We start from the raw sequence: 12,612 nt of genomic DNA, 5'->3' as shown, positions 1-12,612 counted from the left end.
GGGTAGCTCGATTTTTGACTCTGTGCTGTTATAGCGGTATAAGGCGTCATTGCTAATTGAGTCTTCATGGGCTTATAGGATCGAAAAATCATGGATGTGGAAGAAACGGCAACGTATTACAAGTACCGTTCATGCTCACAAAGAACCTGGGAGATTTTATGTAATCGTGAGCTTTATTTTTCTCTCCCTAAAGACCTAAACGACCCGCTGGACGTTTCAGTCGATGTTACGGCCGAGTACGAGCGCGCGAAAAATCACATATATAAAACAGACAAGCACCCGGAAGGTCGAAAATCGTTTCTTATAACAGTGCTGGATAGCATAAGAAAAGTGACGAGGGATACAGGGGAGGAGCTCTCGTTAAGTCAAGCGCTCTATAGATTTATGCAGGGCAGGGGGATTCTTTCCCTTTCTAAAACTTCTCGCGACGCACTTCTATGGTCTCACTATGCAGATGGCCATCGTGGAATATGCCTCGGCTTTAATGCGGAAATTCTAAAGATTGATGGCGCCAGCGGCTCTGGGGATATTCAGTATTTGCCAAGTCCCCCCTATATGGAGAAGTTCTTAGAGTTGACTGAGGAGTTTGGTGAGTTTTGCCGCCCTTGGGATGGCGTGAATTTTTCTGATGAACAAGGTACAAGCTTTTACAATAGACAAGTAGATGCAATTCTTCAAATTGGGCTCTATACCAAATCTGAAAGTTGGAAGTATGAGAAAGAATTCAGAATCACTTCAGAGCCAGGTAATCATGCTTTCTCACCATCCGCACTAGTAGAGGTTATTTTGGGGGCGAAGACCTCAGAGGCCGACGAAAAGAAAATAAAAGATTTTCTTTCGGCTGATCATTATTCCCATGTGAGGCTAAAAAGGGCTTTCAATATTCCAGGTACGTTCAGTTTTGGTTCGCGTCTACTGGTCTAGCCGAGCAAAATCAAATGGAGTCCGCTCTTCCACGAGGTACGTTACGAGGTACGTAAAGCAACACAACACAGTACATTGCAGCTCTACGCAACGACTGCTAGCCTTCGAGATAGCACGCTTTGCGTTGCGTTGTGTTGCGTACCGGAGACCCCAGGGGCAGGATTCGAAATCCGTTGTACTGGCAACAGTACCTAGGGTTCAAATCCCTATCTCTCCGCCATACAAGATCAAGCCCCTGGAAGCGAAAGCTTCCGGGGGCTTTTTCGTTATGGAAGGCAAAGATTTACAGCCAGCATGCTAATTGCCCGAGCGGTTAAATCAAGAGCCCGGAAGCTTCTCGAGCGGCCTGACCGTGAGCTCTACACCTAAGGCAACCATCAGTTTTTGAATAGTAGCGAATCGGGTCTTTTCTCCGCCCTTCAGCGTTTTATAAAGAGACTCTCGATTGACCCCTGCGTCTTGCGCAAACTGATTCACGCCCTTGGCTTTTGCCACTTCACCCAATGCATGCATCAGGGTTTGAGCGTCATTAGCCTTCATTGCCTCTGCCAGAAATGCCGCGATGGTTTCCGGGCTGTCGAGAAACCGGGAGGCCTCGAAGCGTTTTGTTTTGCTCAAATCCAGATCAAGGATTGGCATGTCTTGCGGCGAAATTTTTTTGCTCATCATTTTTTACCTCTTAAAGCATCAAAAATTTCCTTTGCTCGTTTGATGGCTCTGCGTTGATCTGTTTTATCGCTACCGTAGAGCATCAGGTAGCGGATTGCGCCCGTTCGAACGAAGTAGATTCGATATCCGGGGCCTACAAATACGCGCATCTCACTGATACCCTCGCCAACGGATTCGATATCACCGAAGCAATCGTTTTCTGCTCGGGCAATCCTCAAGGAAACAGCACCTCTGCCAATTGGATCTTTTAGGCCATCTAGCCAATCGTCAAATTCAGACGTTGTGTCTATCTGATTCGGCATGCATTGAATGTAGCCTACTGGCTACTCCTTGTCGATGAGTGAGCGGCCGAGTGGGCCTGCGGCTCTATAAACGGAGTGGGTTGCCCATTACGCAACGGGTGTATACGCCTGCAGCGATGTTCGCCTCCCATCGTCGGCGCTTGGTTTGGTCGCGACGTGATGAGGCTAGGGCGCGAGCGGAGCGCTGGCAACGGATAGCGCGGGTTTGCTGAGCGTTTGGGAAATGGACTACATGGCGGTAGAGAATGTCGCACTCCAGCTGTCAGCGTGGGGGCTCGCTTAGGTGCGCTTGCGACATGATGCAATCGGTAAAGCCCCGGGATATTTTGCGTTTCCAGGGCTTCCTCGTACTTACTTTTTCATCATCCCCAACTCAGCATCATCCAGCAGCGCCTTGGCCATTGCGCTCAGGTAATGCGAGGCCCAGATCAGTTTCTGGTCGCCGTCCATCAGGCCGGTGATGATCAGGTCGCGCACGTAACCCATCAGTTCGGAAGCCTGTTCGCGGGCGTCCTGGCAGGGGATGCCGGGTTCGATGCGGAACAGCGGGTGGGTGTTGTTTTCGCCTTGGTAGAAGCAGGTCTTGCCGACTGTGGTGGGTTCTGGTGTGTTGTCGGTGGGCATTGTTTTGTTTCCCTGGATTCTGGGTTGCCTGGGCTGGCCTCTTCGCGGGCTCGCCCGCTCCCACAGGTACTGTGCAGTGCGTGACGGCTGTGATGACCCTGTGGGAGCGGGCGTGCCCGCGAAGAGGCCTGACCTGCTAATGCAAGGTGTAAGGCTCTGTGGGTAAATGCGGCCGCATCTGCAACTGCATCAACGCCGACTCGACCAGCCCCTGTACCGCTTCCATTTCATGGATCACGGCCCGCATCACGATCGAGCTGTGGGCGGTAGGTTTGAGTTGCACGGATTGGCGGGCCACGGACAGGGCGCAGAGTACGTACTCTGAGGACTGGACCAGGGTGTCTTGCAGGAACTGGGTGGTATCGAGGGGTGGATCAGGGACCATCTTGCGCATAAACATCTCCAGGATCATTGGAGCTGCCGCGAGCTTGCTGTCAAACAAGAGGGTGGCAGCTGTACATGGGTTGACAGACCGAGGATCCCGGAGTAACTCGGCGCACACGAAGGTGCCCCACGTACAGCCGCCATAAACAGTGCACGTGTGCGGGAAATCGTCGGCCTGTCAAAGCCGGCCGTTGATTTTGCAACGACGAGCCGAGACTAGAGCGCGACCGAATCCGTCGCAACCGTTTGAGCGGGTTGGCAGTATGTTTGGGAAACGCCCTACAAGGAAGGGGATAATTCTGAGTACAAGTTGTAGGACGGATTTCTACTAATCAATCAGACAGGCTTCCTGCAACATTTTGTCTTGAACTGCCAATGGCACCTTGGGCTACAATGCGGCCCTCTGATACGCCACTCACGCCCAGGCCACACGCCGTAATGATTACGCGCGCTGGGCGATGAACTCTTCCTGACATGGATTCGTTGGATGCTTTGCGCCGTACTGGTCTCCCTCTGCGCCCCTCGCTGGACGGCTGAATTGTCGTCTGCGGCCAGTGCTGCACACTTTCTGAAAACCCCGCACAAACTCGAATGCTGCCGCCAACCATTGGCTGCGGTACGCGGCTGTGCGCCCCACCGAAAATGGAGTGCTCCACTTGCGTAAGAAATTCGTCGCGTCCCTTCTGGCGGTCGCCATCGCCTCTACCACGGCCTGTGCACAGCTCGGGATCAGCAAAGAGCAAGCGGGCACCGTGATCGGTGGCCTGGCCGGTGTGGCCATCGGCTCGACCATGGGCAGTGGTAACGGCAAGATCGCCGCAGCCCTGATCGCAGGTGGCATCGGTGCCTACATGGGCAACCGTATCGGCCACATGCTGGACGAGAAGGACCAGCAGGCCCTGGCGCTGCGCACCCAGGAGGTGCTGAGCCAGCAGCAGACCACCGCCAGCGCCCAGCCGGTGACCTGGAAGTCCGACCATTCGGGCGCCACCGCGCAGATCGTGCCGGGCAAGGAGTACACCAAGACCAAGCAGGTTGAGGTCAAGCGCGCGCCGAAGATCCAGGCGGTGCCGTCGATGAAGCTGATCAACGAGCCGTATGTGACCACCAGCGACAACCTCAATGTGCGCGCCGCGCCCAATCAGACTGGCGAGAAGGTCGGCAGCCTGAAGAACCACACCGAATTCACTGCCGTGGGCTCCACCGGTGACTGGATCCTGGTCGGGCGCAAGGGCGTGACTGTGGGCTACGTGCACAAGAACTACGTCGAGCCCAAGGCGCAAGCGGTCGCCAAGCGCGTAACGCCAGCCGTCAACCTGGACGAGCTGGACGTTGCCGCCAGCAAGGAAACCCAAGGCTTCGACCTGGACTCGGTGCAGTCGCTGCCGACCCAGACAGTTGCCGCCGAAGCGGCCTGCCGCCCGGTCACCGTCAGCCTGAAATCGCAAAGCGGCAAGACTGAGCAAGAGCAGAACACCTTCTGCAAACAAGCCAATGGCACCTGGGAACTGATCTGAGGAACTCCATGAAAAAGCACGCGCTCGCGCTGGCAGTGATCGGCGCTTGTGGTCTGGTACCGCAGGCGTTCGCCCACGAGCTGGCCTTTTCCAAGAAAGACAACATCAAGGTCGAAGTGCCTGGGGATGCCACCGCCTGGTGCAAGCCCCAGGTCGACCTGACCATTACCCGCCCGGCCTGGGATAACCAGGAACTGCTGTCGGGCCTGCTGACCAAGCTGCCGTTCGTGTTCGCCAAGGACTGCTCGACCGCCAAGGTGAGCTGGAAGGCGGTCGATGCCAAGGGCAACCTGTACGCCAGCGGCTCGGGCAATGCCAGCAACCTGGGGCTGGTCACCCTGGCGGCCGCGCCTGCTGCAGTTGCCCCTGCGCCGGTTGCAGCACCTGCGCCAGTGCCGGCACCTGTGCAGCCAGAAGCACCGGTTGCTGCTGCAGCGGCTTCAGCCCCTGCTGCTGAGCCAGCCCCGGCGGTAGTTGAAGCCGCACCCGCGAAAGCAGAAGCTGCCCCGGCTCCCGCGCCTGCCCCAGCCGTAGCTGCAGAACCGGCCCCTGCGCCGGCCGCCGAAGCCCCGGCACCAGCCCCTGTTGTGCCGCCTGTCCCGGCACCTGCCACAGCAGTAGCAGCAGCCCCCACCTCGGACTTCGGCCGCTCGGTGGTCCTGGAAAACCGCAACCTGATGCAGGTAACGGACGGCGCCGGCTGCAAATGGGTGCTCAGCAAGTCGATCATTGGCGACGGCGACACCCTGTCGTTCGGCACCACCCCGGCCATGCCGTGCCCGGCCTCCGGCTTTGGCGAAGGCAGCTTCGAAAAAATCAGCTGGAAGGCTGTGGGCACCTACCGGGGTGATAACTGGAACCGCGTCTACGCGCACCCGAGCGGCCTGATCTTCATCAGGAACCTCGAGCCTGCGGTGAAGAACAAGGCAGTTTCCTACCTCACCGCGCAAGCTGACCAAGCCGCGTTCCTGGTGGGCGAAATCCCCGGCCGGCAGATGAAGGTGTACCTGACCTTCAGCCGTTCCAGCTACGGCGTACTGCGCCCGTTCGGCAGCGACCCGTACTACGTGGTGGTCACCCCGGACGAGTCGTTTGCCCTGGACGCGGCCAAGTACAAGGAAGCTGCGCTGGAGATCTTCGACCTGATCAAGACCACCTCGCCGACCACCACGGATGTGGCCACCCTGTTCATCGTCAAGGACCTGTCGGCGATCTCGAACAACATCTGGGGCAATGACGCGCAGAAAATTACCCGCAACCGCATCGGCATCAACCGTCAGGGCCTGTTCTTCGATGTGCGCGAGGGTACGAACTGGGCGGTTCAGCGTGAGCAGCGGCGGGTGCGTGAAGAGCGTCAGCGCCAACAGGAACTGGCCCGTGTGCATACCCGTGTACTGGAGCGTTACCAGCAGCTGCAGGACGGCATGAGCGACTTCAAGGGGCGTGAAACCGAGGCCCTGGCACAAATGGCCGGCATCAAGGTGCGCTTCGCTTCGCCGTTGGAGCAGCAAAACCCTGCGACCTCGGCCAGCGTGGTGCCGATGATGGTGCACGTTACCGGCACGCAGGGCGACTTCTACACCATCGACTTCCCGAGCAAGGGCCGTCTGGTTGCGGACGAGGAATACAGCGAAGGCTGGTACGTGACCCAGGTGGCCAACGCCACGCCGTACTACCCGCTGGACGATGGCCGTGCCGTGCCTACCTACCGGGCCTACAGCGTGGGTGAGCCCGAGGCTTGCAAGCAGGACCACTGTGCTGACCGCGTGTCGTTCGGTGCCGTACTGGCCAAGGAATTCCCCAACGCCGGTATCGATTTCAGCTGGACCCCCGAGGTCTCCCAAAAGTACGTGAACGACTGGAACAACGCTTCCGCGATGGTCCAGTGAGGCAAACACCATGATCAAACAGATGAACAAGAAGCAGCTGCTGATTGGCGGTGTGGCCGCGGCGGTGCTGGTGCTCGGCGGTGGTTATGCAATGGTCTCCAGCTCCGGCAAGAAGGCTGCGCTGGCCTACTACGACGACTTCAAGGAGCGTTACTTCCTTGAGGATGTACTCTCTGAGGGTGACATTTCCTACTCGGCGTTCTCGGGCAACCTGACCGTCGCCGAGCCTGAGATTCGTGTAACTGCGGCGCAGACCAACGGTGCCCAACAGTTCATGCGCGGCCTGTCAGGCTTGATGGAGTCGGTCCGCGGCAGTTCGACGGAAGAAGGCCTGGCGGGTTGGGCCAAGTACCAGCTCAACGTCAGCCGCAATGTTGCTGGCATATACCTGAAAGCCGATGCGTTGAAGCTGTCTCACGACGGTGACAGCAAGGACGGTACCATTCACATCCAGCTGCTCGGCATGCAGATGGCCAACCCCTTCGTTGCCAGCAAGGGCGCCGAAGTGGTTCTGGTGGCTGATGTCAGCGACGAGATCCAGCCGCGTGCAGAGCTGACCGCCAATGGCCGGGCCACTGAGTCGGGGTTCGCCTGGGGGGCCAACATGGCGGTCCGCCAGCCGGTGACTGGCGCGTTTCTGGTCAGCAGTACGGGCGATTTTGGCACCACGGTTGACCTGGACTTCACCATCAAGCGCTCCAGTGACGGTGAAGGCTCGATGGCGTTTGTCGTGACCCACCGTAACGATGGCTCCAAGGTAGGTGAGATCGTGCGCAAGGCCGACTTCCAGTCGCTGCCGGAGCTGGACGATGTCGAAACCCAGCTCAAGAGTGCGCTCAGTGCCATGCTGATCGGGGCATACAGCCCTTACACCGGCCAGTCGGTATTGGCCGAAACAGTGAGTGGTTTTGCGCGCAAGGCAAAGGTCGAGAACTACTCGGTGAGCTACAGCGGCTTCAAACCGCTGAAAGAGGCTTTCAGCGATTACCAGCAGCAAGTCCCCAAGGCGAAGTTCGCAGCTTTCTGCCAGGAGGTTGGGCTGTCATCGTGGAGCAGTGATTTTGGCTCCAAGGGCAAGAACCACAGTGACTCGGAATGTGCCATCGGGCAGAAGTTGGTCGAGGAAGGCAAGTTCGAAGAGCAGTACACCTTCAAGGAAGGCAAGAGCCTGTTTGCGGCGTTGTTCGTGAGCAAGGCGTATCAGCTGGAAACCAATTGACGGTTGATGGCTGATGAGCAAAGCCCTCGGCGACCATACATTGCCGAGGGCATAGCCCCGCTGTCAGGTTGGCTCAGGCAACTGGGTGAGCATCCGTCCTCATCCCCCGAAACGTTGCCCAACAAGTGCCTCCAGCGCCCGCTGATCGTGGGTGAAGCCGCGTATCCCTTCAGCCAGCTTTTCGGTCGCCATCGCATCCTCATTCATTTGCCAGCGAAAATCAGCCTCGCTCAGTGGTGCTGGCGGCGTCTCGCATTCTGCGTTTTCGACGAGGGCAACCGGTAGACTACCCTCGGTGGCAGCCAGCTCCTCAAGCAGTGCCGGGCTGATCGTCAGCCGATCGCATCCTGCCAGCGCAACGATTTCACCCACGTTGCGAAAGCTCGCCGCCATCACCGATGTGGCGTAACCGTGGCGGCGCATGAAGTGCTGACAGGCCATGACCAACCCGACCCCCGGCTCCTGTGCTGGCACGAACGTTGTTTCAGGCAGGGCCTGGCGATGCCAATCCAGTACCCGGCCCACGAATGGCGAAATCAGGAACACCCCGGCTTCCGCACACGCGCGGGCCTGGGCCAGGCTGAAGATCAGCGTCAGATTGCACTGAATACCCTCGCGCTCCAGTTCAGCCGCCGCGCGGATACCTTCCCAGGTTGCCGCCAGCTTTATCAGGATGCGGTCGCGTGAGACGCCGGCGGCCTCATACAGTGCGGTCAACCGCCGGGCTTTCATCATGCTTGCCTGTGTGTCGAACGACAGCCTTGCATCTACCTCACTCGATACCCGGCCTGGGACGTACTGCATCAAGCTGCAGCCCAAGGCTACCACCAGGCGGTCACAGACATATTCGATCGCCTCCGGCGTGGGCAAGCCGGAGGCGACGGCAGTGGTGCACAGGTCTTCGAGCAAGGTGTCGTACTGGCCCGACTTCATGGCCTTGAGCACCAATGAAGGGTTAGTGGTGGCATCCTGCGGCGCGAAACGGCGTACCGCCTGGACATCGCCGGTGTCGGCGACCACTGTGCTGTGCTGCTTCAGATGGCTAAGCCATGTGGACATATTGGCATCTCTCTTGTGATTGATCTCAGTCGGCAAGTGGCTGGGCGGTGCGTGACAGGGTGGCAGGCGCAGGTGCTGGCTGCTGCCTTGCCAGGTCGGCCAGGCGATGCATGATCGGTTTCAATGCGTCATAGGAAGCGCAGTAATGGGCAAACATCTGGTCATACAAGGCTGTGTTCGCAGGGTCTGGTCGGGCCCGCAGGCGCAGGGTGCGCCACTGGCGGATGACCTCGACATTTTCGACCGCGCCTATTGCCATGGCTGCGAGGACGGCGCCGCCTAAAGGTGCCTCTACTTGCTCTTCGATGGTGAACACGTCATGCCCGGTAACATCGGCGATGATTTGCATCCACAGGTCCGATGCCGTGCCACCGCCTACCACGATCAGTTGCGGGTCAAGGTTGCACCCCGCATCACCGCCTTGTTGCATGTTGTGGCGCAAGGCAAAGGCCAGGCCTTCGAGTACCGCGCGGTACAGATGGGCCTTGTGATGGAACAGCGACAGGCCTACATAGGCACCCGAAGCCCTGGCGTCCCAGATGGGGGTGCGCTCGCCCATGAGGTACGGCAAGAACATCAGGCCTTCTGCACCTGCGGGAGTCTTGGCAGCCTCCCGTTCGATCAACTGGTGCACCTCGACGCCGGGTGCCAGGGCCGCCGCCTGCTTTTTCTCGGTACAGAACTGCTCACGGAACCAGCTGATTGCAGCGCCTGCAGTAATTGCGCCGCCAAAGCTGTAGGTGGTGGTGGCGGTTTCGTGCACATAAGGCATGTTGATCAGGCCAGGGCTTGCATCGCTGTGCTGTTTGATAAAGCCCCAGCACATGCTGGTGCCCAGCATCGCCACATGGTTGCCCGGGGCAACCACCCCGGCTGCCAGTGTTGCCATCGCCGCATCGACACCGCCAGCGACCACCGCCGTGCCAGGCAGCAGCCCCAACCGCTGCGCTGCCGCCGGAAGCAGGTGGCCGATGATTTGCCCGGGCGCCACCAGGCGTTGTGGCATGAGCGCGGGGTCGATGCCCAGTGCTTCCATCATGTCAGGCGACCAGTCGCGTGCCGCCAGGTCATAAATGCCGCCGATATTGCCTGCAGAACTGTGGTCCACCGCCAGTTCTCCGGTCAGATGGTATTGCACATAGCTGTTGGGAGGCAGCAAGTAGCGGGTCCTGCTCCAGACCTCTGGCAGGTTGCGCTTGATCCAGAGCATCTTCGTGTAGCCGTAATAGCTGTCAACGCCGTTGCCGGTGATGCGCGCCAGTTGCTCGACGTCCAGGTGCCTGCGCACCCATTCGGCCTCGGCGATAGCCCGCCGGTCCATCCAGATCAGGCAGGGGTGCAGAGGCTCGATATCAGCGTCTACCGGGATGCCCGAGCCACCGTAGAGGCTGCTGATGCAAATGGCCTTGACCCGGGCTGCCGGCACCTGGCTTCGGCGGACGCTGGCGGCCACCGTGTCGTACACCGCATCCAGCCACACGTGTGGCCATTGCTGTGCCCACAACGGGCGGGGCTGCTCCACCTGATAGCTGGCTGATGCCTGTGCCTGCACTTCCCCCTGCGTTGACATCAGCAGTGCCTTGGTACTCTGCGTGCCGATGTCGACACCGATCACGTAATCCATACGTACACCCTTGTTGTTGGTCTGTTGGGTTTTGGTGCTCGTCAGCATTGCAAAAGCAGATCAGCCGGATCTTGTGCAATGACAGGCTGATCAAGTGTTGGGCAGTGCAATGTTAACGTTTACATTCATGAAGCTAACACAGCATCTTTTCTCCTACAATCTGCTGCGATTTGTCGGTTGGCCCCGAATCGGCGAAAATCCGGTCATCAACGTACCCGCGCCTTCGCCACCTTCCGAGCGTTCATGACCAGACCAGTCAAAGCCACCATCACCGACATCGCCAAGCGTGTGAACATGACCACCGTCACGGTCTCGCGTGCGCTCAACCAACCGGAGAAGGTCAAGAAGGAGACGTTAGAGCAGATACTGAAAGTGGCTCGCGAGCTCAACTACGTGCCGAATGCCTTTGCCCGCAACCTCAAGAACCGTGAAAGCCGGTTGGTCGGCCTGGTGACGGCGAGCCTGGAGAACCCGTTTTACGGTGAAATCATCAAGGCGATCACGCGCGAGGCGAAGAAGCGCGACTACACCTTGATGTTGTTCGATACCGATGGCTCCGAAGAGCTGGAGGCGCGGGCGATCGATACGCTGCTCAGCTATCAGGTGGCGGGGCTGATCCTGTCGGCTATCAGCGATGATGATACCTACCAGCCAAGCTACCTGCCCAAGCTGCTGATGTCGTCGATCCCGGTGGTGCAGATCGACCGTCAGCTGACTGGCGCCCCATTCGCCGGCGTGTACCTGGACAACGAGCAAAGTGGTTACCAGGGCGCTCGGGCGCTGCTTGCACAGGGCTTGCGCCGGCTGCTGGTAGTGGCCGGGCCGCAACGCTCCAACATCTCCTTGTCGCGCCTTGCCGGGATCCGTCGGGCACTGGAACAGTGGCCAGAACCGACCGTTCTGGAGGTTGTGCACGGCGACTTCGTCCAGGCGCCGGCCCGGGACGCGGTGCGCAACTACCTGCAGAGCGGCAAGTGGCCCGATGTCATTTTCGGCCTGAACGCGCTGATGACCCTGGGCGCGCTGCAGGCAATGCGCGAATTGGGCCTGAGCCGCGACGACATTGCGCTGTTCAGCATTGACCAGGTGCGCTATGCCGAAATCTACGGCCAACCTATCCCTTGCATCAGCCATAGCAGCGTGAAACTGGGGATTGGAGCAATCAACATGTTGCTGGACCAGATAGATGACCCTTCGCTGTCACCACAGAATCAGATAATCGAAGGCCAGTTGCTGCTCTGACCCCGCAGGCCAGACCTGCCTACATATTTCGATGCAAATGTAGACGTTGACATATCTATGTACCCTGGCATCAGATATGGCGGCACGCATGTGATGCTGCATGTAAACGTCTACATAATAATGACAACAGCGCCCTTGAGCGGGCGCGGGGAGATGCCTGATGGGAATGCACCTGCAGGGTAAAGTGGCGGCCGTGACCGGTGCTGCATCCGGAATAGGCCTGGCAACCGCCACTGCGATGGTGGCAGCAGGGGCCAGGGTGGTTATGGTTGACCGTGACGAGCAATTACTCGCCAGGGCCTGTGAGCAGTTGGGTGAGGCTGCCATGCCGTTGGTGATCGATCTGCTCGTCCCTGACAGCTGCGCGACCCTGATGCCGGGCATCCTGGCAGTTGCCGGCCAGCTCGATATCCTGCATGCCAATGCTGGCTGCTATGTGGGCGGGGAGTTCGTTGAAAACGACATGGCAGCCATCGACCGCATGCTGAATCTCAATATCAATGCCGTGGTCAGGAACGTGCATGATGTGCTGCCGCACATGATCGATCGCGGCCAGGGTGACATTGTGGTGACCGGTTCGGTGGCGGGCCATTTCCCGGTGCCCTGGGAACCGGTGTACTCGGCCTCCAAGTGGGCGGTCAACGGCTTTGTGCAGACTGTGCGGCGGCAGGTAAAGCACCATGGTATCCGCGTGGGGGCGGTTTCGCCTGGCCCGGTCAGCAGCGCCCTGCTGGCCGATTGGCCGGAAGAAAACCTGCGCAAGGCCAAGGAGAGCGGCAGCCTGATCGAGCCCGACGACATCGCGGATGCGGTGATGTATATGCTCACCCGCCCGCGCAACGTGACCATTCGGGACATGATCGTTCTGCCGTCAGCATTTGATATGTAAGCAAGTTGAGCCTCATCGTGACTCAAGGTCGCTCATGCAGGGGGAGTGCGCCCGCCTGGAAGTGTGCTGGGTGACCTTGAGTCGGTATGAAGGTTCGGAAGTAAAAAGTGCGCAGATCCGCCGGTGAATGTGCCTACATCTGCAATTGCAAGAAGGCTGTCTCGACATGGTTCTGCGCCGCACGAGCAGGACGCCGAGCATTCGTTGATAGAACACTGCGAAGTTGCCACAGCGCTAAATCGTCGGCTGCCAAAAATGGCCGCTAGAAAA

The 12,612-nt window shown here is 58.9% G+C and carries 12 protein-coding genes; 6 read left to right on the top strand and 6 right to left on the bottom strand.

From position 1 onward, the window contains the following. The first annotated feature begins 90 nt into the window (after positions 1 to 90). Positions 91 to 924, top strand: a complete 834-nt coding sequence (locus ACF8EF_RS01370; RefSeq protein WP_392528955.1) for a DUF2971 domain-containing protein — start codon at positions 91 to 93, stop codon at positions 922 to 924. Positions 925 to 1,242: 318 nt separating this feature from the next. Here the strand turns inward: ACF8EF_RS01370 and ACF8EF_RS01365 are convergent, their stop codons facing one another. From ACF8EF_RS01365 to ACF8EF_RS01350, 4 genes are all read right to left on the bottom strand, one after another. Beyond that, entirely contained in the window at positions 1,243 to 1,593 is a 351-nt protein-coding gene (locus ACF8EF_RS01365) for an addiction module antidote protein (protein WP_176685088.1), read from the bottom strand. Beyond that, positions 1,590 to 1,895, bottom strand: a complete 306-nt coding sequence (locus tag ACF8EF_RS01360) for a type II toxin-antitoxin system RelE/ParE family toxin (RefSeq protein WP_041168334.1) — start codon at positions 1,893 to 1,895, stop codon at positions 1,590 to 1,592. The genes ACF8EF_RS01365 and ACF8EF_RS01360 overlap by 4 nt, the downstream gene beginning before the upstream one ends. A gap of 351 nt (positions 1,896 to 2,246) precedes the next feature. Further along, positions 2,247 to 2,519, bottom strand: coding sequence for a DUF3077 domain-containing protein (locus ACF8EF_RS01355; protein ID WP_021783348.1), 273 nt, complete (start codon positions 2,517 to 2,519; stop codon positions 2,247 to 2,249). Positions 2,520 to 2,655: 136 nt separating this feature from the next. Next, entirely contained in the window at positions 2,656 to 2,913 is a 258-nt protein-coding gene (locus tag ACF8EF_RS01350) for a hypothetical protein (RefSeq protein ID WP_392460377.1), read from the bottom strand. A 646-nt stretch (positions 2,914 to 3,559) separates the two neighbouring features. On the opposite strand from ACF8EF_RS01350, the gene ACF8EF_RS01345 reads away from it, so the two are divergent. Genes ACF8EF_RS01345 through ACF8EF_RS01335 form a run of 3 tightly spaced genes read left to right on the top strand, consistent with a single transcriptional unit; the run spans position 3,560 to position 7,528 of the window. Next, positions 3,560 to 4,420, top strand: a complete 861-nt coding sequence (locus tag ACF8EF_RS01345) for an SH3 domain-containing protein (RefSeq protein ID WP_176685087.1) — start codon at positions 3,560 to 3,562, stop codon at positions 4,418 to 4,420. Between the two features lie 8 nt (positions 4,421 to 4,428). Next, positions 4,429 to 6,309, top strand: coding sequence for a hypothetical protein (locus ACF8EF_RS01340; RefSeq protein WP_392528953.1), 1,881 nt, complete (start codon positions 4,429 to 4,431; stop codon positions 6,307 to 6,309). Between the two features lie 10 nt (positions 6,310 to 6,319). Next, the gene (locus tag ACF8EF_RS01335) at positions 6,320 to 7,528 is read left to right on the top strand and encodes a hypothetical protein (protein WP_392460375.1); all 1,209 of its coding nucleotides are present in this window, start codon (positions 6,320 to 6,322) and stop codon (positions 7,526 to 7,528) included. A gap of 99 nt (positions 7,529 to 7,627) precedes the next feature. On the opposite strand, the gene tal is transcribed toward ACF8EF_RS01335, so the two are convergent. Both tal and ACF8EF_RS01325 read right to left on the bottom strand, forming a co-directional pair. Further along, positions 7,628 to 8,587, bottom strand: a complete 960-nt coding sequence (gene tal / locus ACF8EF_RS01330) for a transaldolase (protein WP_176685084.1) — start codon at positions 8,585 to 8,587, stop codon at positions 7,628 to 7,630. A 25-nt stretch (positions 8,588 to 8,612) separates the two neighbouring features. Further along, the gene (locus tag ACF8EF_RS01325; RefSeq protein WP_392460374.1) at positions 8,613 to 10,211 is read right to left on the bottom strand and encodes an FGGY-family carbohydrate kinase; all 1,599 of its coding nucleotides are present in this window, start codon (positions 10,209 to 10,211) and stop codon (positions 8,613 to 8,615) included. A gap of 243 nt (positions 10,212 to 10,454) precedes the next feature. Between ACF8EF_RS01325 and ACF8EF_RS01320 the strand changes: the two genes are divergently transcribed. Further along, a complete protein-coding gene (locus ACF8EF_RS01320; RefSeq protein ID WP_176685082.1) occupies positions 10,455 to 11,453 on the top strand; it encodes a LacI family DNA-binding transcriptional regulator in 999 nt (332 codons plus the stop codon). 160 nt (positions 11,454 to 11,613) lie between these two features. Further along, a complete protein-coding gene (locus ACF8EF_RS01315; RefSeq protein ID WP_392460373.1) occupies positions 11,614 to 12,342 on the top strand; it encodes an SDR family oxidoreductase in 729 nt (242 codons plus the stop codon). Positions 12,343 to 12,612 lie beyond the last annotated feature (270 nt).

Origin of the sequence: Pseudomonas sp. zjy_15 (assembly GCF_043101865.1) — a bacterium.
In the GTDB taxonomy this organism is placed as follows: Bacteria; Pseudomonadota; Gammaproteobacteria; order Pseudomonadales; family Pseudomonadaceae; genus Aquipseudomonas; species Aquipseudomonas putida_Y.
Note: the sequence above shows the minus strand (reverse complement) of the source record. Positions and strands in the feature narration are given on the sequence as shown.

Bases quoted from the DNA above. Each gene is read 5' to 3' on its own strand.
- ACF8EF_RS01370 (WP_392528955.1), top strand. From the start codon at position 91: ATGGATGTGGAAGAAACGGCAACGTATTACAAGTACCGTTCATGCTCA.
- ACF8EF_RS01365 (WP_176685088.1), bottom strand. From the start codon at position 1,593: ATGATGAGCAAAAAAATTTCGCCGCAAGACATGCCAATCCTTGATCTG.
- ACF8EF_RS01360 (WP_041168334.1), bottom strand. From the start codon at position 1,895: ATGCCGAATCAGATAGACACAACGTCTGAATTTGACGATTGGCTAGAT.
- ACF8EF_RS01355 (WP_021783348.1), bottom strand. From the start codon at position 2,519: ATGCCCACCGACAACACACCAGAACCCACCACAGTCGGCAAGACCTGC.
- ACF8EF_RS01350 (WP_392460377.1), bottom strand. From the start codon at position 2,913: ATGCGCAAGATGGTCCCTGATCCACCCCTCGATACCACCCAGTTCCTG.
- ACF8EF_RS01340 (WP_392528953.1), top strand. From the start codon at position 4,429: ATGAAAAAGCACGCGCTCGCGCTGGCAGTGATCGGCGCTTGTGGTCTG.
- ACF8EF_RS01335 (WP_392460375.1), top strand. From the start codon at position 6,320: ATGATCAAACAGATGAACAAGAAGCAGCTGCTGATTGGCGGTGTGGCC.
- tal (WP_176685084.1), bottom strand. From the start codon at position 8,587: ATGTCCACATGGCTTAGCCATCTGAAGCAGCACAGCACAGTGGTCGCC.
- ACF8EF_RS01325 (WP_392460374.1), bottom strand. From the start codon at position 10,211: ATGGATTACGTGATCGGTGTCGACATCGGCACGCAGAGTACCAAGGCA.
- ACF8EF_RS01320 (WP_176685082.1), top strand. From the start codon at position 10,455: ATGACCAGACCAGTCAAAGCCACCATCACCGACATCGCCAAGCGTGTG.
- ACF8EF_RS01315 (WP_392460373.1), top strand. From the start codon at position 11,614: ATGGGAATGCACCTGCAGGGTAAAGTGGCGGCCGTGACCGGTGCTGCA.